Origin of the sequence: Mesorhizobium loti R88b (assembly GCF_013170845.1) — a bacterium.
Lineage (GTDB): Bacteria > Pseudomonadota > Alphaproteobacteria > Rhizobiales > Rhizobiaceae > Mesorhizobium > Mesorhizobium loti_B.
The window spans coordinates 5,193,421-5,215,970 of the sequence record NZ_CP033367.1; the positions used below are offsets into that span (position 1 = coordinate 5,193,421).

The window sequence follows — 22,550 nt, forward strand, 5'->3', positions numbered from 1 at the left end:
TCGAGTTCAACAGCGCCCGGCTCAATCCATGTGCACGGCAGGAGCGCCGCCGGCCGGCGCAGCCTTCGGTTTGCGCAGCAGGAAGACGAACGGGATGGCAGCCAGCGTCATCAGCATCAGGATTTTGAAGTCGTTGACGTAGGAGATCATCATCGCCTGGAGATTGACCATGCGATCGACCTCCGACAGCGCCATTGGATCGCCGCCCGCGGCCGCCGGCGAGACGGCCCAGAGATTGGGATTGAACGGATTGATGAAGGCTGAAAGCTCGGCGTGGTTGATTTGCGTGTTGCGCACCAGGAGCACCGTTACGACCGAGACGCCGATCGACGAGCCGAGATTGCGCACCAGGCTGAACAACGAGGTTGCATCGGTGCGGTAGCGTGCGTCGAGCGTGGCGAAGGCGACCGTCGACAGCGGCACGAACACCATTCCCATGCCCAGGCCCTGGATGACACCGGAGCTGAGGATCAGCCAGTTATCCATCTGTGGGGTGAAGCTCGCCATGGTGTAGAGCGACTGCGCGGTCAGCAGAAAGCCGATGACGACGAGAATTCTGGCGTCGATCTTGTTCATGAGCCGCCCGACGACGAGCATCGAAATCATGGTGCCGATACCGCGTGGACCTATGACGATACCGATGGTCACAGTCGGATAGCCGAAAATGGTCGACAGCATTGGCGGCAGCAGCGACATCGAGGCCAGGATGAGCACGCCCATGACGAAGATGAACGCCAGGCCGGTCACGAAATTGCGGTCGAGGAATATCTTGGGGTCGATAAAGGGATGTTCCGCCGTCACCGTGTGAATGATGAACACCCAGAAACCGGTGATGGCCAGGCCGAGTTCGATCCATATCTCGACCGAGGAAAACCAGTCGACCTCGCCGCCTCGGTCCAGCATCAACTGCAGCGCGCCGACGCCCAGCGATATCATGGCAAAGCCGAAGAAGTCGAAGCTGCGCACCCGCCGGGCAACGGCCGGCAGATAGGCGGCCATGCCAAGGAAGGCAACGATCCCGACCGGCAGGTTGATGAAGAACACCCAGCGCCAGTTGAAATTGTCGGTCAGCCAGCCGCCCAGCGTCGGACCCAGGATAGGCCCCAGCATGATGCCGGCGCCCCAGATAGCCATGGCCTGGCCGTGACGCTCCTTGGGGTTGATGTCGAGCAGGAAGGTCTGCGACAGCGGCACGATGGCAGCGCCGAAAACGCCTTGCATCAGCCGGAACAGCACAATGGTTTCAAGGCTCCATGCCAGGCCGCACAGCATGGAGAAGATGGTGAAGCCCACCACGGTTGTCAGGAACAATTCCTTGCGGCCGACGCGGTCGGCAAGCCAGCCGGTTACCGGCGTCATGATGGCGGCGGCGACGATGTAGGAGGTCAGCACCCAGTTGATGTTGTCGGGAGAGGCGCCGAGGTCGCCTGTCATGGTCGGCAGCGCGACGTTTGCGATGGTGGTGTCGAGCGCCTGCATGACGGTCGCCAGCATGAGCGCAACCGTGATCAGGCCGCGGTGCGGCACTTCTCGAAATGGTTCTGGCGTGCTCATGATAGGAAACTTCCAGCAGGTAACAAAAACGTGTACATAGGGTTTCCGGGCGGCAAAGCCTTCCGTTGAGAGACCGTCATCGCGGTGGGACGCGATTATCGATGTGGGGGTTACATCGACCGAAAGTCTCTGATGAGCGGATGCCTGCCGCCCGGAAACATGAGGACCGACGGGTCCGTGTCGAAGATTTCAGATTTCGGCCAGGCCGCGACGCGGTTTGTCCAAACGCTGATCCCTCTCACTCCTCCATCAGACCAATCCTGCTACTCGCTACCACCCGCATGGTCCCCGCGGGTTTCTGCTGATTTACTGCGCCGCCTCGCCGGCGTTGGCGTGGCCAAAGATGGACGGCCATCCACGCGCCACGCCCGTATCGACGGTGACGGAGGCGCTCATGCCGGTGCGCAATGCCATCCTGGCGTCGGCATCCGTCAGTTCCAGGCGCACCGGGATGCGCTGCGTGACCTTGACCCAGTTGCCGGTGGCGTTCTGCGCCGGCAGCAGCGAAAACTCCGCACCGGTGCCGGCGCCGATCGCCTTGACCGTCGCCTCGAAGGTGCGGCCGGGATAGGTGTCGACCACGATCTCGGCCTTCTGGCCGGGCTTCATGTGGGTCAACTGCGTTTCCTTGAAATTAGCGTCGATCCAGGTGTCGCCGGTCTCGACCAGGGCAAACAGTGGCGTACCCGAGCCGACATACTGGCCGACCTTGAATGACGAGGCCTGGCTGATGACACCATCGGCCGGCGCCTTGACCGTGGTCTGCGCCAGATCGTAGGCGGCCTTGTCTCGGGCGGCCAGTGCAGCCATCACGGTCGGGTGCTTGTCGGTCTCGATGTCGGGATTGCCGGCAAGTGCCGCCTTGGCGCTGATGATGCCTTGTTCGGCAACGGCCAGCTGCTGCTTGGCCTTGTCGAGATCGTTCTTGGCCTGATCCAGCGACGACTTGGCGTTGATTCCCTTCTGGGCCAGATCAGCAGCGCGGTCGTATTGCGACTGGGCGAAATCGACCTCGCTGGCATCGGATTTCTGTTGCGCCATCGACTGGCTGTAGGCGGCGCGCAACTGCTCGATGCCGACACGTGCCACCGCGACTGCCGCGTCGGCCTGGGCCAATGCGATCCGGTAGGGTTCAGGGTCGATGGCAAACAGCACGTCACCCTGCTTGACCAGCTGGTGGTCGAATATGTCAACCTGAACGATGCGGCCAGCCGTATCGGAAGCGATCGACACTTTCGCCTGCTGCAAATTGGCGTTCTCGGTCTCCTGATAGCGGCCGCCGGTGACCCAGACATAGCCGCCGCCGATAACCAGCGCCGCCGGCAGCGCGAACATCAAAAAGAAGCGGCCAATGCGGCGCTTTTTCTTCGGTGCCGGAGCCGGCTCCTGCACCGGAGGCGCGACCGCAATGGGAGCGGCAACCGGCTGGGCCGGTGCTTCCATCTCCACCTTGGGGGCGTTCTTGTTGACCTTGGCCACCGCGTTCATGCTGCTGCGCCTTTCGCAGGCTCGATTTTCTCCGAGGACGCGGTATCGCCGTCGCCGAGATTCTGAGCCATCGCGTCGAGCGCGCTGATCAGGACGCGACGATCCTGCGGCGAAACGCCGACAAGCGATTCCTCATAGACTTCGCCGGCCAGGCTCTTAACCTCGGCATAGGCCGCGCTCGCCTTGGGGGTCGGGAAAATCATACGCACGCGGCGATCGGCGGCATCGGAGCGGCGTTCGATCCAGCCGCCCTCCTCCATCCGGTCGACGAGGCGCGAGACACTGATCGGTTCGATTTCAAGCAGTTCGGCGAGCCTTGCCTGGCTGATGCCTTCTTCCTTCGCGACACGCACCATCAGGCGCCATTGCGCCGAGGACAGCCCAAGCCCGCTGGCGCGCGTTTCGAAACGCTTGCGCAGCAGCCGTTGCACGTCGTGGATCAAAAATCCCAATCTGTCGATGCCATCTGAAACCATGAGCGGTATATATAATAAGCGTGCTTACTATTCAAGATGTCTCGTTGCGGCAGAGCCGGCCGATTTTCACAGGCGGTTTCGCACAATCATCGTGACGACGAAGAACGCACCGACCGAGCTGGTGATGATGCCGATCGGCAGTTCCTGCGGCGGCAGCAGGGTCCTGGCCAGAAGATCGCTTGCCAGCAACAGCATCGCCCCGAACAGCGCACAGCTTGCGACCAGGCGCAGATGCAAGGGACCCGTCAGCGGCCGCGACAGATGCGGGATCATCAACCCGACGAAACCGATCACGCCAGCGACCGATACCAGGATGGCCGTCGAGAAGGCGGCGACGAGAAAGGTCGTCCTGCGCATACGCGCCACCGGCACGCCGAGGCTTTCGGCTGCGTTCTCGCCGGCCAGGAAGGCGTCGAGCTTGCGGTGGTTCCACAGGGCGTAGGCCAAAATGGTGCCCGCGCCCAGGACGCCCAGCCAAAGATTGTCCCAGCGCGCCAGGCCAAGGCCGCCCATCGTCCAGAACAGGACGGAGTGGGCGGCGCGCTGGTCCCCGGCAAACACCAGATAGTTGGTCAAGGCGGTGAACAGGAAGGAGACGGCAAGGCCGGCGAGGATCAGCCGTTCGGGGCCTTGCCCCCTCACCCGCGCGACCAGCAGAAGCACGACACAGGCGGCCAGTATGCCGCCGGTGAAGGCGGCGGCCGGCAAGGTCCAGATGCCGAAACTGTCACCAAACACGGTGATGACGGAAACAGCACCCGCGGCGGCTCCCGACGACAGACCGAACAGGAAGGGATCGGCAAGATCGTTGCGGGTCACCGTCTGCAGCAATGCGCCGACGACACCCAGACCGGCGCCGACACACATCGCCAGGATCGTGCGCGGCAGCCGCAGGTCGACGACGATCTTGCCGATGGGGCCGGACACATCGTGTCCACCCAGCCCAACGGCATGGCCAAGCGAGGCAACGACATCCGTCAGTGGGATCAAAGTCGAACCATAGGCGATCGACAGCAGTGCGAGAGCGGCCATCGCCACCGCGCCCGCGGCCATGGCCAGCGTGAATGCCTTGTGCCCCGAACGCGCACCGGATCTATGCCCAGGGGCAAGATGCATCAGAACGCTTCCGGATGCATCGCCCTGGCGATCTTGGCGATCGCTTCGATGTTGGCCGGCCCGGGCGTCAGCTCGGCACAACGCAAGGCCACGAAGCGCTCGTTCTTGACCGCGTCGGTCTCTTTCATTGCCGGATGGACTTTAAGGAAATCGAGCAGTTTCTTGTAACCGCCGCCATCCTGGTAATCGAGCAGGATGAGGAATTGCGGATTGCGCGACGCCACCGTTTCCCAGTCGGTATTGCCCCAGCTGGTGTCCATGTCGGCCATGATGTTGTCGCCGCCGGCGGCGGTGATCATGGCGCTCGGGATGGCGAATTTTCCGGCGGTGAACGGCTTGTCCTCGCCCGAGTCGTAGAGGAACACGCGTGTCCCCTTGGCGTTGCCGACTTTCGCCGTGATATCGGCGAGCTGCGCCTTCCAGCCGGAGACGAGCTTTTCCGCTTCGGCGTCCTTGCCAAAAATCTTGCCCAGCTTTTCGACGTCGCCATACAGCAGGTCCATCGAAGCGGCGGGGCGGTTCTTGTCGAGATGGACGCAGCTTTCCGTCAGCACCAGCGTCTTGATGCCATGCGGGGCGAGTGTGTCGGGCGTCACCTCGCCGCCCGGCTTCATGCCATAGTACCAGCCGGCAAAGAAGAAATCGGGCTCGACCGCGACAAGGTTTTCGAGCGTCGGGTATTTGGGCGCCAGTTCGGGGATGGAACCTTGCTCGGCCTTGAATTCGGGGCCGACCTTGTACCATCCGGTGATGCCGGTCAGGCCGACGATCGACGGCTGCAGCTTCAGCGCGAAGGCCATCTCGGCCATGTTGAGATCATGGATGACGGCGCGCTTGGGCGGCGCATCGAAGGTCAGCGGTTTGCCGCAGCTGTCGACGGTGACCGGGAAGGCGAAAGCTGTCGAGGCCAGCAGCGAGAGGACAAGCGACAGTGCGAGACGTTTCACGGATTTTGCTCCTTGGTTGAACAGTAGGATGGGTTCGATCAGGACGGTGGCGCGGCACGGTTCGGCACATCGAACACCGTCAGTTCGCGGTCCTCGGTAGGGTGGCGCAGGCGAAACACGTCGACGCCGAAAATCTCGCGGATCAGCTTTTGCGTCAGCGCTTCGCGCGGTACGGCGAGCGCATGCAGCCGCGCTTCGTTCATCACCGCGACCCTGGTGGCGAACGGCGCCACCAACGCCAGATCGTGCAGCACCGCGATCACCGTCATGCCGAAGCCGGCCACGAGTTCGAGCAGCTCGCCACGGGCGCGCGGGTCGAGATGGTTGGTCGGCTCGTCGAGGAACAACACTTTCGGTTGCTGTGCGACGGCGCGCGCAAGCTGGGCGCGTTGGCGTTCGCCGCCCGACAGCGAGCCGATGGTGCGGCCAAGCAGCGGCAACAGGCCGGTCCGGCGCAGCGCGTCGACGACGATGTCGCGTTCGTCGCTCCTGCGCCTCAGGCCGGCATGCGGGACGCGGCCAAGTTCGACATAGTCGATCACCGCCAGCCGCGGATCCGGCTGGTCGGTCTGGCCGACGACGGCGATGTGCAGGGCCCGCTCGGCGGGCGAAATCCTGTCCAGGCGGCGCCCGCCAAGCTTCACCTCGCCCGAACTTGGCCTGAGCATGCCCGAAAGCATACGCAGCAGCGTGGTCTTGCCGGCGCCATTGGGACCGATGATGGCGAGACGGTCGCCTGATGCCACCGACAGGCTGACCGCCTGGACCAGAGCCCGGCCATTCGCAGTCGCGCCGAGATCGCGCGCGTCGAGGAGTGGCATGGTCATCGGCTGTTGCCCGCCAGATTGCCCGGGATGCGAGCCAGCGTCTTGCCGGCCAATCCTGCCGGACGCTGTCCCGAGTTGCACCAGCCATCGGCGAGCGAGGCATAGAGCCTGGCAAATCGCACGAGATCACCGGCATCGGCCTGCGCATCGATGGAGCCGAAGAGATAGGCGGCCTTGCCTGGCGCCTGGAAAGCCACCGTCAGCGGCCACGCACAGCCCGCCATGCATTCTACGCCTTCGACCGTGAAGCCATGCGCCACATCTGGTTCATGGTGGGCCGACAGCCGGGAGCGCAAATCGGCGCACAGGCTTTCACCCGACCTGATGCCAGTCGGGATGTCGCGGCAAAGCGTGCACACGATGATGCGATGGTCGATGGCGCCGTCCAACTTTCCGTCACTTTCCAAAACTGGCGACGGAAGGATGTTGGCGAGCCGGCCGACAAGACCGACGTCCACGTTTCCTCCCGGCACACCCCGTCCGGTCAACATGCTGATGGCAGGTCTCCTGGCTCGCGGGTCTCGGCGCAATCCTGCCTTCCCAGCCTTGCCGGCCAGTGGCATTTCGGATCTTGCTCACCGCTTACAGTTGCGGGGGCAGCCACGGTCTCGATCCCTTGAGGGGTCCCACCGTGTTCCCTTTTCACCCCTTGCCTTTCGGCGCGGGGACCATCACCGGGCCATGCTAATTTTGCCCGAAGCGCATCGCAACGATTCTTTTCGACGAAACCTGTCACCATCCCGGCACCAGCAGCCACTGCTTCCTCGGAGAAAACCCAGGCAACTATTTCCGTTAGTTATGTAATAACAGAACATTAGAGAATCTTCCCCGCCGCTGTCAATCCCTAGGCGCGCCCCTTTCGAGTTGTCGTGACGGCTGTGAAACGCAGACAGGGCGGAGTTCGCGTGAACCCCGCCCTGAATTGGATGGCTAAGGCAGCCGGCCTATTTGCCTGACAGCTGCTTGGCGTTTTCGGGCGTGATAGCCGTGGTGTCGACGGTGACCGTCGTATCCACCGACGAGGCGCAGTCGAGCAGGATCTTCTTCGACATCTCGATCGCTTCCTTCGCACCCGTCGGGTAGGTGAAGGTCGCCGCCCAGTCACCCTTGGCCACCGCCTCGATGCCGCCGGCCGGGCCGGGCAAGCCATCGGTGCCAATGATCTTGACCTCCTTGCCGGCGCCCTTGGCGGCGAGCAGCGCCCCGGCAGCCATCATGTCGTTCGACGCGTAGAGCACCTTGATGTCGGGATGCGCCTGCAGCATGGCGGAAAAGGCAGTCTGGGCTTTGTCCGGCACCCAGTCGGCGGCCTGCTCGGCCACGACCTGGATCTTGGCGTTTACCTTGACGCCGTCCTTGAAGCCGTTCAGCCGCTCCACCGCCGGCGTCGAGCTCGGCAGCCCTTCCAGTACCGCCGCCTCGCCGCCATCCGGCAACAGCGTCTTGGCGGTATATTTACCGGCTTCGAGCGCGATCTTGTAATTGTCGCCGCCGATGAAGGCGGTGTAGTCCTTGCCGGGGTCGCCGACCGTCTTGCGGTCGAGCTCAATGACCGGGATGCCGGCATCCATGGCGCGCTTGACCGCCGGCGTCAGTGGTGCCGCCTCGAACGGCGAGATCAGGAGCAGATCCACCTTCTGGGTGATGAAGTTGTCGACTTGCGAGGTCTGCGTGTTGACGTTGCCTGCACCGTCGGCGATCTGCAACGTGAAGCCCGGCACTTCCTTGGCCGCCGCTGTCAGCTCATCATTGACGTGCTGCCGGTAGGGCTCGGCATTGTTCGCCTGCGAAAAGCCGATGATGAACTGGCCATCCTTGGAGCAGGCCTTGACCAACGGGTCGGCAGCCTGCGCGGTTCCTGCAATGCACAGCCCAGCGCCTGCCAGAAGCGCGGCGTGAAGCACGCGCCTCGATCCTCTTTTCATGGTTTTCATAACTTACTCTCCTCCTCGTCGGGCCGTGGCCAGACCTTGGTTTCAGTCTCTGGTTTGCCGCCTTCCTCCTAACGACCCAAACCCTCGCGGCGGCGAACGAGGGATTGAAGCACTGCCGCCAGAACGATGATCGCGGCGGTCGCCAGCAGTTGCATGGCTGGCGTGATGTTGTTGAGCTGAAGGATGTTGGCGAGCGCGCCCAGCATGATGGTGCCGGCAACGGTGCCAACCATTGAGCCGGCCCCGCCGAACAGGCTGGTGCCGCCGATGACCACGGCGGCGATTGCCGTCAGCTCATAGCCCATGCCGTCATTGGCGCTGCCGAAATTGAACTGGCCGGCATGCACGATGCCGGCCAGCGCAGCGGCAAAGCCGGTGATGGCATAGACCGAGATCTTGACCATAGAGACCGGCACGCCGGAAATACGCGCCGCGCGCTCATTGCCACCGACGGCAAAGACATAGCGGCCGAAGCGCGTGGTGTTGAGCACGATCGTTGCAATCGCGGCAAAGACGATGAAGACGATGGTGGCGACCGGCACGGTGTTGTGGAACAGGCGTTCCCCCAGCACCGCGAACACCGGCGGAGCCAGACCCAGCCCGTCGCCATAGGAAATGTTGATATACTGGTTGCCCGAAACGACCAGCGCCAGGCCGCGCGCGGCCTGCAGACCTGCGAGCGTGACGATGAAGGGCTCGAGTCGGAAGCGGCTGGAGATGGCGCCCTGGATCGTGCCGAAGACGATGCCCATGATGAGCACGGCGAGGATGGTGGGGATAAGCCCGAACCCGCCGGAGATCATCATCGTCGCGGTGACGACGCTGGACAGCCCCAGCACCGCGCCAACCGAAAGGTCGATGCCGGCGGTGATGATCACGAAGGTCATGCCGATGGCGATGATGCCTGTCTCCGACACCGCGCGCACGATGTTGGCGATGTTGTCGGGGTCGAGGAATAGAATTGCCCCGTGACGGCGCGGCGAGAAGATGATGCCGCCGATCGCCACCAGCACCAGGCCGATCAAGCTCTGGAAGCGCACGATCAACGCCAGGGGATCGCGATGCACCGGTGCCGCGGCCACCGGCCCGCTTGCCGCCGAAATCTTGCCTTCAGACATCAGGCCTCCCTGCCATTTGCCGCGGCCAGCACCGTGTGCTCGTCGACGCCGCCGATGAATTCCGCCACATTGCGCCCCTGGCGCAGCACCACGATCCGGTCGCACAGACCGATCAGCTCCGGCATCTCGCTGGAGGCAACCAGGATGCCGAGCCCTTGCGCGGCCAGTTGCCTGAGCCGAGCGTAGATCTCGCCCTTGGCGCCGACATCGACGCCGCGTGTCGGCTCGTCGAGCAGCAGCAACCTTGGATTGCCGAGGATTTCCTTGGCCAGCACAACCTTCTGCTGGTTGCCTCCCGACAGCGCGCCAACGGCGATGTCGGGGTTCTTCGGCCGGATGTCGAACTGGCCGAAGGACTGCTTCACCGCATCCGCCTGGCGGCGCGGCGACATCAGGCCGGCCGGCGAGATGCGGCGGATCACCGACATGACCAGGTTGAGGCCGACCGCCATTCTGAGCATCAGGCCGCTGCCGCGCCGATCGTCGGTGACGAAAGCGATACCGGCATTTCGTGCGGCCTTGATGGAATTGAGGTTTACGGGCCGGCCATCGATGGCGACCTCGCCTTCCCAATGGCCCGACAGGCCGGTGCCATAGAGTGCGCTGAGCAACTCGGTGCGCCCTGCCCCCATGATGCCGGCAAGCCCTACGATCTCGCCCGCCTTGACGTGGAGCGAGACGCCGGTCGGCGGCTGCCATCCGGCACTTTCATGGGCAAGTCTAAAGCTCGCGTCGCGCAGGCTGAGCAGCGTCTTGCCGGCGGTCTTGGCGCGTTCGGGATAAAGTTCGTCCAGCGGCCGTCCGACCAGGAGCCGGACCAGCTCGGCCTGTGGCGCGTGCGGCTCGGTGACGCCGGCAATACTGCCATCGCGCATCACCGTCACCCGGTCCGCGATCTGCGGCACCTCCTCGAGGCGATGCGAGATGTAGACGATGCCGACGCCGCTGGCGGCGAGCTTGCGCATGATATCGAACAGCCTTTCGACCTCGCTGACCGTAAGCGCCGCCGTGGGTTCGTCCATGATCAGCACGCGCGAGGCGTAGGACAGCGCCTTGACGATCGCCACGACCTGGCGCTGGCCGATCGACAGGTTCGCCACCATGCTGGCCGGATCGATGGCCAATTCGATGGCCTCGAGCCGCTTGCGTGCCTCGCTGCGCATCGCCGGCACATCGAGGAACCCGCCCGACCGCATCAGTTCGCGACCAAGGAACAGGTTGGCGGCGACGTCGAGCGTCGGCACCAGGTCGAGCTCCTGGAAGATGGTGGCGATGCCGGCCGCTTGCGCCTCGCGGGGATTGTTGAAGGTAACCGGCTTGCCGTCGATATGGATGGCGCCCTCGTCCGGCGTGTAGACGCCCGACAGAAGGTTCATCAGCGTCGACTTGCCGGCGCCGTTCTCGCCAAGCAGTGCGTGGATCTCGCCGGATTTGAGGTCGAAATCGACCCCGCGCAGCGCCTTGACGCCGCCGAAGCGCTTGACCGCGCCGGTGACGGAAAGCAGCGGCGCGCTCATGCAGGCCTCGCGCAGGACTGGCGGGTTTGCAGCGTCGCCTGCAGCCGCACCGCTTGCGGCTCCAGATCGCTGGATGCGATACGGGCGCAGAGCAAGGCAGCCGCTTGTCGTCCGATCTCGGTGCAAGGCTGCGCGACGAGCGTCAGCCGCGGCTCGAAGCAATCGGCCCATTCGAAATCGTCGAAGCCGGCAAGTGAGAGATCGCCTGGTATCGAGAGGCCTCTTTCGCGGATGGCGCGCACAGCGCCGATCGTTGTCATGTTGTTGCCGGTGATCAATGCCGTGGGCGGCAACGGCAACGACAGAATGGCATGGGTCGATGCCGTGGCGCTCGCCGTGTCCACATTGTCGGGCGAGACATAGTGCGGCAGGCATTCAAGTCCATTGGCCGCCAATGAAGACTGGAATGCCTCGATACGTTCGCGCGTCGTTGCCAGACCCGGCTGGCCGGCGATATAGCCGATGCGCTTGTGCCCGAAGGAGGCGACATGGTCGATCAGCGCCCGCATCGACGACTGGTTCTCGACGCCGATCTGGTCGAAGCGGTCGTCGGCGAAGCGGTCAATCAGCACGCAGGGTAGCTTCTTTTCGGCCAAATAGTCGATGGCCCGCTGCGGCGCGCCCGACGGCGCCAGGATAACACCATCGACCCGCCGCTGGTGGAATGCGCGCACCACCGACAGCTCACGGTCGGGGTCCTCCTGCGTGTCGGAAAGGAACACCATGAGGCCGAGCCGCGCGCATTCGGCCTCCACCGCGCAGATGATGTCGGTGAAATAGGGATTGGAAATTGCCGAGATCGCCAGGCCGACGCTGTTGGTCGAGGATACTTTCAGCGAGCGCGCCAACTCGTTGGGTTGATAGCCCATCACAGCGATCGCGTCGTTGATCAACTGCGCCTTCTCGGGTGAGACAAAGCGGGTGCGGTTGATGACATGGGACACGGTCGAAACCGACACGCCGGCGCGGCGCGCGACTTCAGCCATTGTCGGCATGGTGACTCAAACGGAGTGCTGGCAAGCGCTCCTCCTTGATGCTGCGTTTCCGGTCCGCTCTTGTAGGCTATGGCGGACTTCAGAGGACGATAGCGCCATCGAAACGTTTGCGCAATCGCTTCGATAGCGCTTTGCGGCGGAATTTGCGCACTGCGCAAATTCGATCAAACTGACGCAGACGGAAACTGCAAGATGGTCCGGCCAACTGCGAGGAGCCATGAACCCGACCGAGAAAGCACTGTGGTTCGTCGAGAGCCATCTGCCGGAGGCTGTCACACTCGACGACGTCGCCCAAAGCAGCGGCGTGTCGCGCTTTCATGTGACGCGCGCCTTCGGTGCCGCCACCGGCCGCTCTGTCATGGGCTACATGCGCGCGCGCCGGCTGACCGAAGCGGCGCGCAAGCTGGCCGGCGGAGCGTCCGACATTCTCTCGGTGGCGCTCGATGCCGGCTACAACTCGCATGAGGCTTTCACCCGGGCCTTCCGCGACCAGTTCGGCACCACGCCGGAACTGGTGCGCGCGCAGGGCTCGACCAAGACAATCGATCTCGTGGAGCCGATCCTGATGGACCAGTCTTTTCTCACCAACCTCGAACCACCGCGCTTCGAGACCAGCCGGCCGTTCCTGATCGCGGGGCTTGGCGAGCGCTACAGTTGCGAGACCAGCGCCGCCATTCCGATGCAATGGCAACGCTTCGGCCCCTATATCGGCAACATCCCGGGCGAGACGGGCGACGTCGCCTACGGGGTCTGCGTCAATGGCGACGATGCCGGCAATTTCGACTATATCGCCGGCGTCGAGGTCTCCGATTTTTCGGACCTGCCAAAGGAGTTCAGCCGCGTACGGGTACCAGCCCAGAAATATGCGGTGTTTTCGCATCGCGAGCACATCTCGACCATCCGCCGCACCGTCAACACGATCTGGAACAGATGGCTGCCGGCCTCCGGGCACGAAATAGCGGACGCGCCCGAATTCGAACGCTATGGCCCGGAGTTCGACCCGCGCCGCGGCAATGGCGGGCTGGAGATCTGGATACCGGTCAAATCATGAGGCGCCGCTACAGCTCCAGATCCCAGATCTGGCCGACCAGATCCTTGCCGAAGGAATGGTGCGCCTCTTCCTCGATCAATTTGAAGCCGGCCACCTGGTAGATGTGCCGGGCGGCGGTCAGGATGTCGTTGGTCCACAAGGTCAGCGTCTTGTAGCCCCTGGCGCGGGCAAAGCCGATGCATTCCTCGACCAGCCGCTTGCCGATGCCGAGGCCGCGTGCCGACGGTTCAACATAGAGCAGGCGCAGCTTCGCCACCTGCTCCGACTTGCGCACGACGAAGACCGAGCCGACGACCTCGCCATCGCGCTCGGCGATCCAGCCGCGCTCCCATTTCGGATCGAAGGATTTCACGAAGGCCGCGAGGATTTCGGCGACCAGCGCCTCATAGGTTTCATCCCAGCCATAGTCCTGCGCGTAGAGCATCCCTTGCCGGCGGGTGATCCAGCCGATGTCGCCGACCTGCAGTGGCCGCAACAGATAAGGGATTTTCGGCTCGGCGCTTTCGCCCAGCAGGGCCTGGACCGTCCGCATGGATTTCACCAGCCGGTCCCGCTCCGACGCCGGCAGCCGACCGAGCAAGGCCGCGACCTGGTCGTGCGAATCCTTGTTCAGCGGCGCGAAGGCAGTCCTGCCCGCCGGCGTCAGCACAATCGCCGATTGCCGGGCGTCCGAAACCAGCGTCGACCTGGCGATGAGGTGAAGGCGCTCGAACTTCTTCAGCAAGCGGCTTACATAGCCGGCATCGAGGCCGAGATCGCGCCCGAGATCGGTCGCGGTCAGACCGTCACGGTGCGCCAGTTCGTAGAGCACGCGCGCCTCCGTCAGCGAGAAGGCGCTTTTCAGCAGTCCTTCGTCGAGCAGCCCGATCTGGCGGGTGTAGAAGCGGTTGAAGGCCCGCACGGCATCGATCAGCTGCTTGTTGGGCGCATTATTGTTGGGCTGATGGTGAATCGTCATGGCATCTCCTGTCTTTTACAGGATCAACCATTTACTTGACGCAGTCAACTATTCGGATTTCCCCTACACGATCACATCATCGGCAAAACCGGCCAGCGATCAACGATCCTGCCGCCGGAAAGCACCGCGATCGGCCCGAACTGCTGCAGTACCGCCTCGCTCTGCGTCGGCCGCAGGAACGCGTAGTCGCCTGGCCTCGCCGTGCTATCGGCAGGCAGGCCCATGAATTGCTGGTTGGACGAGAGACCAAGCAGGCCGTTCGTCTTCATGTCCGCGGGAAAAACCGGTTCGGCCATCCATTTGCCGCCATAGAGGTAGCAGCCTTTGCGTGGAAACCGGCCGAGCGCTTGCAGCAGGCGGGTAACCGCCGGCGGACCCGGCAACATCGGCTCGACCACTTTCAGGATCGGCGTCGCGATGAAGGCGGCCGGCTGGAAACCTTCGAGGCCAGGCGTGTCGAAATCGCTGGGCAGCACGAAAGCCGAACCCATCGACACTTCATTGGCAGCGCCGCCATGGTGAAGCAGCGCCGTCTTGCTGCCGCCAATGTTCAAGATATGGCGCTGGTCCACGCCGAGGCGCGCCACGAAAGCGGCGGCCCGGTCCGAGGCCTGCGCCAACGCTTTGGCCGGGCCACCGAACAGGCCGGGAATGTGCGGAGCATGCGCCTCATAGGCCATGACACCTTCGCAGCGCAGCCCCTTGTGGGTCGGCAGCACCCTCAGCGCCTGTGACAAAGCCTCCGGTTCGGCGAAGCCGCCGCGGTGCAGACCGACATCGATCTCGAAGGCGATGCGCAATTCGATGCCGAGTTCGGCTGCCAGCGCGCCATATTCCACCAGCCGCTCCTGCGTATCGATCAGCCAGCAGACACGCGACCAGGCCACATCACCCTTGGAAAGCATCGCCCTTGCCGACCCGACGGGCATCGGTTTGCCGTACAGGAGATCCGCTTCCGGAAACGTTGTCAGCACCGCCGCGCTGATCGGCGGATGGAAAGTCATGAAGCGATCGGTCCCAAGCGCCTTGCCGATATGCGAAAGCAGCGGCAGGCAAGCGAGCGACTTGTCGACCAGCCGCACGGCAAGACCGGGGTCAAGCTTCTGCTTCACCAGGGCAATATTGCCATCCAGGCGATCGAGGTCGAGCAGCAGGCAGGGTTGGAAGATGCCGGCTTGCTTCAGTGCATCCGAAAGCGTGGTGAAATACGCACTCATTGTTCTAAGCCAAAAGGTCTGGGTTCGATGCCAAACAGCCCGGCCATATAGGGCGATATGAAGCGGTTTTGCGGATCAATGTCGCGGCGCACCGCCATGGCATCGTCCCAGCGCGGGTATAGTTTCTTGAAGTCCGCCGCTTTCAGGCTGTGCATCTTGCCCCAATGCGGCCTGCCGCCATATCTGCGGAAGATCGGCTCAGCCGCCTGCATGAAGGGTAATGGATCACTGGCCGCGTCATGGTGAATGGCGATCGAACAGGTCGGCCTGTTGTAGAAGGGCGAGAGCCAGAATTGATCGGGTGCGACGCTGCGCACCTCCATCGGGAAATAGACTTCCGGAAAGCGCTTCTCGGTCAGCTCGATGATCTCGGCCAGCGCCTTTGGTCCTTCCTCGAACGGAAGGTGATATTCCATCTCGTTGAATTTGGTCTGCCGGTCGCTGGCATAGACGTTGAGCCAGTCCTGCACGTAATCCTCGGAAGGCACTTTGGCGACGGCACCGAGGATCAGCCGCCGGCGTAGCGATGGCAGCCAGGCGAGCCCGGTGCGCAGCCGGCGCAGCGTGCGCAAGGAGCCTTCATCATCCTCGGTCGGGCGCGTGGCGGTCGCCGCATCACTGAAGTCACTGGCGATGAACTGCGCATAGCCCGAGAATGGAATGTAGTAGAACTCGGCCGATCGGTGCGCGGTCATCATGTTCTCGAAGTCGCGCAGCATGTCGGCGATCGGCAGCACCCACTTGCGCCGCCGCAGCCGGTAGGTCGCGATGTTGTTGAGCGTCACTTCGCTCAAGACGCCGAAGGCACCGAGCGCCACACCGATGGCGTGGATCGTGTCCTGATCCCCTGCCCTGGTGAAGTCGCGTATCTTGCCAAGCCCGTCGACGACCTGCACCGTCTCCAACTGCGTGTGATAGGCGCCGAGCGTCGGTCCCGAGCCATGGGTGGCGGTTCCCAGCGCGCCGCCAATCGCCTGGCGGTCGATATCGCCCATGTTGGGCAGGCCTTGGCCGATGCCTTGCAGGATGTGCATGAGCGAACCAAGCCGCGTCCCTGCCCGCACGCGCGCCTGATGCTTCTCGGCGTCATGCGAGACCAGCCCCTCGAGCTTCTCCAGGGACAAGATCGTGCCCTCGGATTTCACCAGCGGGGTGAAGGAATGACCGGCGCCGACGACGCGAATCGGGCCGGGTGCCGTTCGCACGAGATCGCCGAGCTCGCCCGCATCGGCAGGGCTGGCGATCAGCCGAGGTTGAGCTGTGACATAGCCGGACCAGTTGCTCCAAATGTTCGGCATGGTGCTCACGCGACAACCCGGCGACGCCGCGCCACGAAGACAAAAAGACCGAGCAGCAGCACGCTGGCCAAGGCACTGGCGGCGGCGAACTCCGGCACCGGGCGAAAATCCTTGCCGTCGATGAGCAGCGACGCCGCGACAGGCCCGATCGCCAGGCCGAAGAGCTGCGCGGCCGGCACCAGCAGCACGGCCGTGCGTGTGTCATCCGCCGTGATCGCCAGCCGTATCTGATAGGGCACGATGAACAGGAGGATGAAGCCCATGACCAGGGTGGCGACCCAGAATGTGGTGAGGCCAGGTCCGCTGGCGAGAACAAGCGAACACAAAAGCGCCACCACACCGATCACCACAATGGCAATGCGATAATCGATACGGGCCTCGAACACGGTCGCCGACATCGCGCCCAGGACCTGAACCGCGAGGCTGGCTGAGACAATCAGGCCGGCGGTGCGGCCATCGATGCCGAATTGGGCGCCAAGCGGCTCGAGAAACGCCCAGACCGAGCCAAAGAACATGAAGTAGCAGAAGACGCACAACAGTGCGGTGATCGACGGAACCGTCAGCACATTGGCCAGATTCTCTTCCTTGGGCAGGTCGGCGTAGTCAGCGGGGACAATGAAGGCGACCACGAGCGACAGGACGCAGACGACCGCGAGAATGAGGAAGCCGCCAGCCGAACCGTGGGCCGGAATGACATAGAGTGCCAGCAGCAGCGCCAGCGCGCATTGCGCCAGAGTCTGCATGGTGACGAAATAGCCGCCGATGCGCTCGGCCCGGCGCGAACGGGCGATCAGTTCAGTGGCGACCGCGACAAGGCCGCCTTCGGCAAGACCGGCCAGGGCGCGCGCCGCCATCAGCGTGTTGGCGCCGGCGGCATAGGCTGTCCACACATTCGCCAGCGCCAGCAAGAGCAAGAGGACCGCACTTTTCCAGCGCATGTTGTGGGCCGAGAGCAGCATCGCTACGATCGCTGAGCCGATCGCGATGGCGATCATCTCGGCGGTGGCAACCAGCGCCAGTTCGTCACCGCTGACATGGCCCTCGGTGTAGAGGGCGCCGAGCAGGACGGGCTGCAGGCCGAGAATGAGCAGGCCGACCGACCCGATCCACAGGGCGGAGGCAAGCTGTCCGCCGGTCGGATTGCCGACCAGCCAGTCGCCGCTTCCGGTATGCGCGTCACCAGATGCCAAAGCCGCCTCCCAACGTCCCTTGCCGTGCGCCGAAAAAGCTGACAACCTGTCAGTATTTCAGAAACTGATACTTGATCATATTTCTTGTCAACCAGAATTTGCCAATGCGTGCGAAAGACCGGTGCATGACGGAAGCAAGGCGTACAGCGACCGAACCGAGGCGCAAACCCAAGCAGGAGCGCAGCCGCGAGCGCATCGACGCGATCCTGTCAACGACCATGCGGCTGATCGGCGAGAAGGGCATCGATGCCGTCACCATGAAGGAGGTCGGCATGCTGGCGGGCGGGCCGATCGCCACCGTCTACCATTACTTCCCCAACAAGTCGGCGATCCTGGCGATGCTCTATGAGCGGTTTTCGGAGGTCAGCCGCGCGCGATTGACTGCGATCATCGCCGACGTCCGCGAAGCCAGGGACGTCATCGCCGCTGCCGACCGGCTGCTCGACGACTACCACAACCGCGTCGCCGGCGATCCAGCCATCCAGGATCTGCAGAACGCCATCCAGGCCGACAAGGCGCTCAAGAACCTCGACATCGCTGAAACCCGGCATCAGGCCCGGATGTTCTGCGACCATGTCATCCCTTTGCTCGATCCGCAAAAGCAGGAGCAGTTCGAACGCATGGTTCTGCTGATCTTCCAGCTCGCCGGCGGCGTCGTGCGTCTGGCGCTTGCGGAGGGTGAGGCCGAAAGCCGCCGGACCATCGAGGATTACCGGTCGATCATCCACACTCAGTTGAGGCTTTTTCTTTAGACCGGCATAATGACGATGATCCGTTGTGGCCTATCTCGCCTGGCGGATGAGGCTTTCGAAGCCGTCGGCCAGATCGGCAGCGCCGGCCGCGAACATTTTCATCAGTTTTTGGGGACGGCCGGGGGTCTTGTTGGCATCGAGTAGGATCGCCCTGCCCTCATGCATGACGAAATCGAATTTCCCGTAGTCAAAGCCGAGTTCACGCCGCCGCTCGCGTATTTCCTCTGGAACCGGAACGGTCTCACGGCGGATCGTTTCCGACGCCTTGACCAGCCTGTTTGGCGAGACGTAGCGGGTGCAGCGTTCACGCTCTCCGCAAAACACCCAGAAACGTGCTGCGAAACCGTCGGGTTCTCTTTCCGGAATGAATTTATCCACGACAAGGTCATCGTTTTCAAAGACGCCGTCCGGAACTTCGCCGACCGATCCATAGACCTCATAGGGCTGCAGGGTTGGCAGATGTGGAAAAGGCTGCGGTTTTCCCGCGCGCTTCGATCGCCGGTTGAGGAGTCTCTCCGGAAAGCCCTGATAGTTCAGGTTGCTCTTGACGATGACCGGGCCTTGCCAGGCATCGCCTTGTGATATCTGCGCCCCGCTGATGTGTCGTTTGGAGATATCGGCTGCCCCGATATTGAGGCAGAACGGAAAACGCCTGGCATAGTCAACATGGTCCGCAGGCGTTATTGTCGCATCGACATGCAGAACCGCGATATCACCATCGCATATCTTTGACGGGCCTGGCTGGATCCGAACCGAATGACCACGCCTTTTCAGGTCCTCCAAAACATCGAAAAGCAGATAGGGGCTGCCCCTGCGCAACATCAGGTTTCGCCTGCCCAGGAACCGGTCATGCTCATGCGTTATGATAACGATGCGCGCCACTTATAACCCCTTGGCTTCAATGCCCGCTTCTATTAAGCCGCTCTAATTAGTCGATGCCAGACCTTATTGGGCTCCAGCGGGTTTGAATGACAAATCATTGGGATAATTATCACCAGCGTTGGCAGTTGCTGGACGCCCCGCTGCGGCCGACCGCGGAAACAGTTGGCATATTCGATCGCGAACTTGACCTCGGAAATGCCGACGTTCTTCTGCTCGGCGTGACCCCTGAACTGGCAGTCCTGGGCAGATCGATGCTGGCGATCGACCAGTCAGCAACCATGATTTCCGGCGTATGGGCCGGCGACAACGCCTCGCGAAAGGCGATGGCGGGAAATTGGCTCAGCCTCCCCTTGGAGCAGGCAAGTTTCGACGCGGTCATCGGCGATGGATGCCTCTCGGCGGTCGATACCAAAGCTGCACGCCACACGCTGTTCGGGGAAATCGCAAGAGTGCTCAAGCCCTGCAGGCGCGCGGCGATCCGCGTTTTTGCACGGCCAGAAACAGCGGATGATTTGCAGAGCATCGAAGCTCTGGTTTTGGCCGGTGGAGTCGAGAATTTCCACGCGCTCAAATGGCGCATCGCAATGGCCTGCACGAGCGACGACGGCGATTTCACAGTCAAGGTGCGAACGATCCGCGACACCTTCGATAGCATGTTCCCCGATCGCGAAGCTCTTGCCGCACGAACAGGATGGAGCATGACATCGATCAACACAGTCGATGTCTATGCCGGCTCGGACATAAGCTACAGCTTCGCGACGCTGGCCACGCTGATCGACGAGGCAAGCAACCGGTTCGGCGAGGTATGCGTCGTGCCGAGCGGCTCTTACCCGCTGGCGGAACGCTGCCCGCTGCTGGTGCTTGGGTCGCCGAGGCGGCTGTAAGCCTTGTATACCCCCTGTTGTCGGATGACAGCCGGCTCTGCAGTTGATGCGTTGGCGGTCGGGATTTTGCGCAATCGCAGGCCAGCACGAGAAAAATTTCCTGCGATAGCCCATTCCCACGCGCCTTGACTCTCGAAAGCCCCGCGCCTATTTCAGCGCGACGTTAGCACTCGCCTTTGGTGAGTGCTAACTCATATCCGGCGCCGCCGGATGGAGGAACTGTTTCTCACCGTTCTCATCGAGGAAGAAAAAATGGCAAAGTCGAAATTCCGCCCGCTTCATGACCGCGTGGTCGTTCGCCGGGTCGAATCCGAATCCAAGACCGCCGGCGGGATCATCATCCCGGATACGGCAAAGGAAAAGCCGCAGGAAGGCGAGATCATCGCTGTCGGCTCCGGCGCTCGTGACGAAGCTGGCAAGCTGGTCCCGCTGGACGTCAAGGCTGGCGACCGCATCCTGTTCGGCAAGTGGTCGGGCACCGAAGTCAAGCTCAATGGCGAAGACCTTCTGATCATGAAGGAATCCGACATCATGGGCATCATCGGCTGATTATCGGCCTCACCGTCAACTGAATTCCGGGCTTACCCCAAGCCCTTGCCAGGAGCTAAAAAATGGCTGCCAAAGACGTAAAATTCTCCCGTGATGCCCGCGAGCGCATGCTGCGCGGCGTCAACATCCTCGCCGACGCGGTGAAGGTGACCCTCGGCCCCAAGGGCCGCAACGTCGTCATCGACAAGTCGTTCGGCGCCCCGCGCATCACCAAGGACGGCGTCACCGTCGCCAAGGAAATCGAGCTTGAAGACAAGTTCGAAAACATGGGCGCGCAGATGGTCCGCGAAGTTGCTTCGAAGACCAACGACATCGCCGGCGACGGCACCACGACCGCGACCGTTCTGGCGCAGTCGATCGTCCAGGAAGGCCACAAGGCGGTTGCCGCCGGCATGAACCCGATGGACCTGAAGCGCGGCATCGATCTGGCCGTCACCGAAGTCGTCGCGGCTCTCGGCAAGGCTGCCAAGAAGATCAAGACCTCCGAGGAAGTTGCTCAGGTCGGCACCATTTCGGCCAATGGCGACGAGTCGGTCGGCAAGATGATCGCGGAAGCGATGCAGAAGGTCGGCAACGAGGGCGTCATCACCGTTGAGGAAGCCAAGACCGCCGAGACCGAACTCGAAGTCGTCGAAGGCATGCAGTTCGACCGCGGCTACCTCTCGCCCTACTTCGTCACCAACGCCGACAAGATGGTTGCCGAGCTCGAGGACGTCTACATCCTCCTGCACGAGAAGAAGCTTTCCAACCTCCAGGCCATGCTGCCGGTTCTCGAAGCCGTCGTGCAGACCTCCAAGCCGCTGCTGATCATCTCGGAAGACGTCGAAGGCGAGGCCCTGGCCACGCTGGTTGTCAACAAGCTGCGCGGTGGCCTGAAGATCGCCGCCGTCAAGGCTCCAGGCTTCGGTGATCGCCGCAAGGCCATGCTGGAAGACATCGCCATCCTCACCGGTGGCCAGGTCATCTCGGAAGACCTCGGCATCAAGCTCGAGAATGTCGGCCTCAACATGCTCGGCCGCGCCAAGAAGGTGTCGATCTCCAAGGAGAACACCACCATCGTCGACGGCGCCGGCAAGAAGGCCGAGATCCAGGGCCGCGTTGCCCAGATCAAGCAGCAGATCGAAGAAACCACGTCGGACTACGACAAGGAGAAGCTGCAGGAACGTCTCGCCAAGCTGGCGGGTGGCGTTGCGGTGATCCGCGTCGGCGGTGCGACGGAAGTCGAAGTCAAGGAAAAGAAGGACCGCGTTGACGACGCTCTGAACGCGACCCGTGCGGCCGTGGAAGAAGGCATTGTCGCTGGCGGTGGCGTCGCTCTCCTGCGCGCTTCGGCCAACATCAAGGCCACCGGCGCCAATGCCGACCAGGCTGCTGGCATCAACATCGTGCGTCGTGCTCTGCAGGCTCCGGCCCGCCAGATCGCCTCGAACGCCGGTGCGGAAGCTTCGATCGTTGCCGGCAAGATCCTTGAGAACAAGGGCGCGACCTTCGGCTACAACGCCCAGACCGGCGAGTATGGCGACATGATCGCCATGGGCATCGTCGATCCGGTCAAGGTTGTCCGCACGGCTCTCCAGGACGCGGCCTCGGTCGCCGGCCTGCTCGTCACCACCGAAGCCATGATTGCCGAAGCTCCGAAGAAGGACTCGGCTGGCGGCGGCATGCCTGGCGGCATGGGCGGCGGCGGCATGGGCGGCATGGGCGGCATGGATTTCTAATCCAGCCAACCCGGCTAAGCTTACGGAAAGGGCGGCAGCGATGCCGCCCTTTTTCATTGCCGCCTGCAACGATAGCGAC

21 protein-coding genes and 1 riboswitch are annotated in these 22,550 nt (G+C 62.9%); of the genes, 5 read left to right on the forward strand and 16 right to left on the reverse strand.

Features of this window, described 5'->3' with window-relative positions; all coding sequences use genetic code 11:
• Positions 1-21 precede the first annotated feature (21 nt).
• From EB235_RS25455 to EB235_RS25505, 11 genes are all read right to left on the reverse strand, one after another.
• A complete protein-coding gene (locus tag EB235_RS25455) occupies positions 22-1,554 on the reverse strand; it encodes a DHA2 family efflux MFS transporter permease subunit (protein ID WP_027034637.1) in 1,533 nt (510 codons plus the stop codon).
• Between the two features lie 306 nt (positions 1,555-1,860).
• The gene (locus EB235_RS25460; RefSeq protein ID WP_027034636.1) at positions 1,861-3,042 is read right to left on the reverse strand and encodes an HlyD family secretion protein; all 1,182 of its coding nucleotides are present in this window, start codon (positions 3,040-3,042) and stop codon (positions 1,861-1,863) included.
• Positions 3,039-3,518 (reverse strand): MarR family winged helix-turn-helix transcriptional regulator, encoded by a 480-nt coding sequence (locus tag EB235_RS25465; protein ID WP_027034635.1) that lies wholly within the window; start codon positions 3,516-3,518, stop codon positions 3,039-3,041. Before EB235_RS25465 ends, EB235_RS25460 begins: the two co-directional genes overlap by 4 nt.
• A 66-nt stretch (positions 3,519-3,584) precedes the next feature.
• Positions 3,585-4,634 carry a FecCD family ABC transporter permease gene (locus EB235_RS25470; RefSeq protein WP_027034634.1) on the reverse strand — a complete coding sequence of 350 codons (1,050 nt, stop codon included), beginning with the start codon at positions 4,632-4,634 and terminating at the stop codon, positions 3,585-3,587.
• Positions 4,634-5,581, reverse strand: a complete 948-nt coding sequence (locus EB235_RS25475) for an ABC transporter substrate-binding protein (RefSeq protein ID WP_027034633.1) — start codon at positions 5,579-5,581, stop codon at positions 4,634-4,636. Before EB235_RS25475 ends, EB235_RS25470 begins: the two co-directional genes overlap by 1 nt.
• A 38-nt stretch (positions 5,582-5,619) precedes the next feature.
• Positions 5,620-6,408, reverse strand: coding sequence for an ABC transporter ATP-binding protein (locus EB235_RS25480; protein ID WP_027034632.1), 789 nt, complete (start codon positions 6,406-6,408; stop codon positions 5,620-5,622).
• Positions 6,405-6,866, reverse strand: a complete 462-nt coding sequence (locus tag EB235_RS25485; protein WP_245268944.1) for a DUF1636 family protein — start codon at positions 6,864-6,866, stop codon at positions 6,405-6,407. The genes EB235_RS25480 and EB235_RS25485 overlap by 4 nt, the downstream gene beginning before the upstream one ends.
• 22 nt (positions 6,867-6,888) lie before the next feature.
• Positions 6,889-7,096, reverse strand: a riboswitch (cobalamin riboswitch).
• Positions 7,097-7,352: 256 nt separating this feature from the next.
• The gene (locus EB235_RS25490; RefSeq protein WP_245268943.1) at positions 7,353-8,342 is read right to left on the reverse strand and encodes a substrate-binding domain-containing protein; all 990 of its coding nucleotides are present in this window, start codon (positions 8,340-8,342) and stop codon (positions 7,353-7,355) included.
• Between the two features lie 68 nt (positions 8,343-8,410).
• On the reverse strand, positions 8,411-9,460 hold the full coding sequence (locus EB235_RS25495; RefSeq protein ID WP_027034629.1) for an ABC transporter permease: 1,050 nt from the start codon (positions 9,458-9,460) through the stop codon (positions 8,411-8,413).
• On the reverse strand, positions 9,460-10,977 hold the full coding sequence (locus tag EB235_RS25500) for a sugar ABC transporter ATP-binding protein (RefSeq protein ID WP_027034628.1): 1,518 nt from the start codon (positions 10,975-10,977) through the stop codon (positions 9,460-9,462). Before EB235_RS25500 ends, EB235_RS25495 begins: the two co-directional genes overlap by 1 nt.
• Entirely contained in the window at positions 10,974-11,972 is a 999-nt protein-coding gene (locus tag EB235_RS25505) for a LacI family DNA-binding transcriptional regulator (protein ID WP_027034627.1), read from the reverse strand. Before EB235_RS25505 ends, EB235_RS25500 begins: the two co-directional genes overlap by 4 nt.
• A gap of 217 nt (positions 11,973-12,189) precedes the next feature.
• Here EB235_RS25505 and EB235_RS25510 point away from each other — a divergent pair, with 217 nt between their 5' ends.
• Positions 12,190-13,023, forward strand: a complete 834-nt coding sequence (locus tag EB235_RS25510) for an AraC family transcriptional regulator (RefSeq protein WP_027034626.1) — start codon at positions 12,190-12,192, stop codon at positions 13,021-13,023.
• Positions 13,024-13,030: 7 nt separating this feature from the next.
• Here EB235_RS25510 and EB235_RS25515 read toward each other — a convergent pair whose 3' ends face one another.
• From EB235_RS25515 to EB235_RS25530, 4 genes are all read right to left on the reverse strand, one after another.
• Positions 13,031-13,981 (reverse strand): bifunctional helix-turn-helix transcriptional regulator/GNAT family N-acetyltransferase, encoded by a 951-nt coding sequence (locus EB235_RS25515; protein ID WP_027034625.1) that lies wholly within the window; start codon positions 13,979-13,981, stop codon positions 13,031-13,033.
• Between the two features lie 71 nt (positions 13,982-14,052).
• Positions 14,053-15,198 (reverse strand): DSD1 family PLP-dependent enzyme, encoded by a 1,146-nt coding sequence (locus EB235_RS25520; protein WP_027034624.1) that lies wholly within the window; start codon positions 15,196-15,198, stop codon positions 14,053-14,055.
• Positions 15,195-16,496, reverse strand: a complete 1,302-nt coding sequence (locus tag EB235_RS25525) for a D-arabinono-1,4-lactone oxidase (protein WP_032926990.1) — start codon at positions 16,494-16,496, stop codon at positions 15,195-15,197. The genes EB235_RS25520 and EB235_RS25525 overlap by 4 nt, the downstream gene beginning before the upstream one ends.
• Positions 16,497-16,501: 5 nt before the next feature.
• Positions 16,502-17,686, reverse strand: coding sequence for an MFS transporter (locus EB235_RS25530; RefSeq protein WP_027034622.1), 1,185 nt, complete (start codon positions 17,684-17,686; stop codon positions 16,502-16,504).
• 125 nt (positions 17,687-17,811) lie between these two features.
• Between EB235_RS25530 and EB235_RS25535 the strand changes: the two genes are divergently transcribed.
• Entirely contained in the window at positions 17,812-18,438 is a 627-nt protein-coding gene (locus EB235_RS25535; RefSeq protein WP_027034621.1) for a TetR/AcrR family transcriptional regulator, read from the forward strand.
• A gap of 30 nt (positions 18,439-18,468) precedes the next feature.
• Here EB235_RS25535 and EB235_RS25540 read toward each other — a convergent pair whose 3' ends face one another.
• Positions 18,469-19,320 (reverse strand): hypothetical protein, encoded by an 852-nt coding sequence (locus EB235_RS25540; protein WP_027034620.1) that lies wholly within the window; start codon positions 19,318-19,320, stop codon positions 18,469-18,471.
• 86 nt (positions 19,321-19,406) lie between these two features.
• Here EB235_RS25540 and EB235_RS25545 point away from each other — a divergent pair, with 86 nt between their 5' ends.
• The 3 genes from EB235_RS25545 to groL all read left to right on the forward strand — a co-directional run bounded on the left by EB235_RS25545 (position 19,407) and on the right by groL (position 22,471).
• Positions 19,407-20,204, forward strand: a complete 798-nt coding sequence (locus tag EB235_RS25545; protein ID WP_027034619.1) for a class I SAM-dependent methyltransferase — start codon at positions 19,407-19,409, stop codon at positions 20,202-20,204.
• A 252-nt stretch (positions 20,205-20,456) separates the two neighbouring features.
• Positions 20,457-20,753 carry a co-chaperone GroES gene (gene groES, locus EB235_RS25550; protein WP_006203049.1) on the forward strand — a complete coding sequence of 99 codons (297 nt, stop codon included), beginning with the start codon at positions 20,457-20,459 and terminating at the stop codon, positions 20,751-20,753.
• Between the two features lie 62 nt (positions 20,754-20,815).
• Positions 20,816-22,471, forward strand: a complete 1,656-nt coding sequence (gene groL, locus EB235_RS25555) for a chaperonin GroEL (RefSeq protein ID WP_027034618.1) — start codon at positions 20,816-20,818, stop codon at positions 22,469-22,471.
• Positions 22,472-22,550 lie beyond the last annotated feature (79 nt).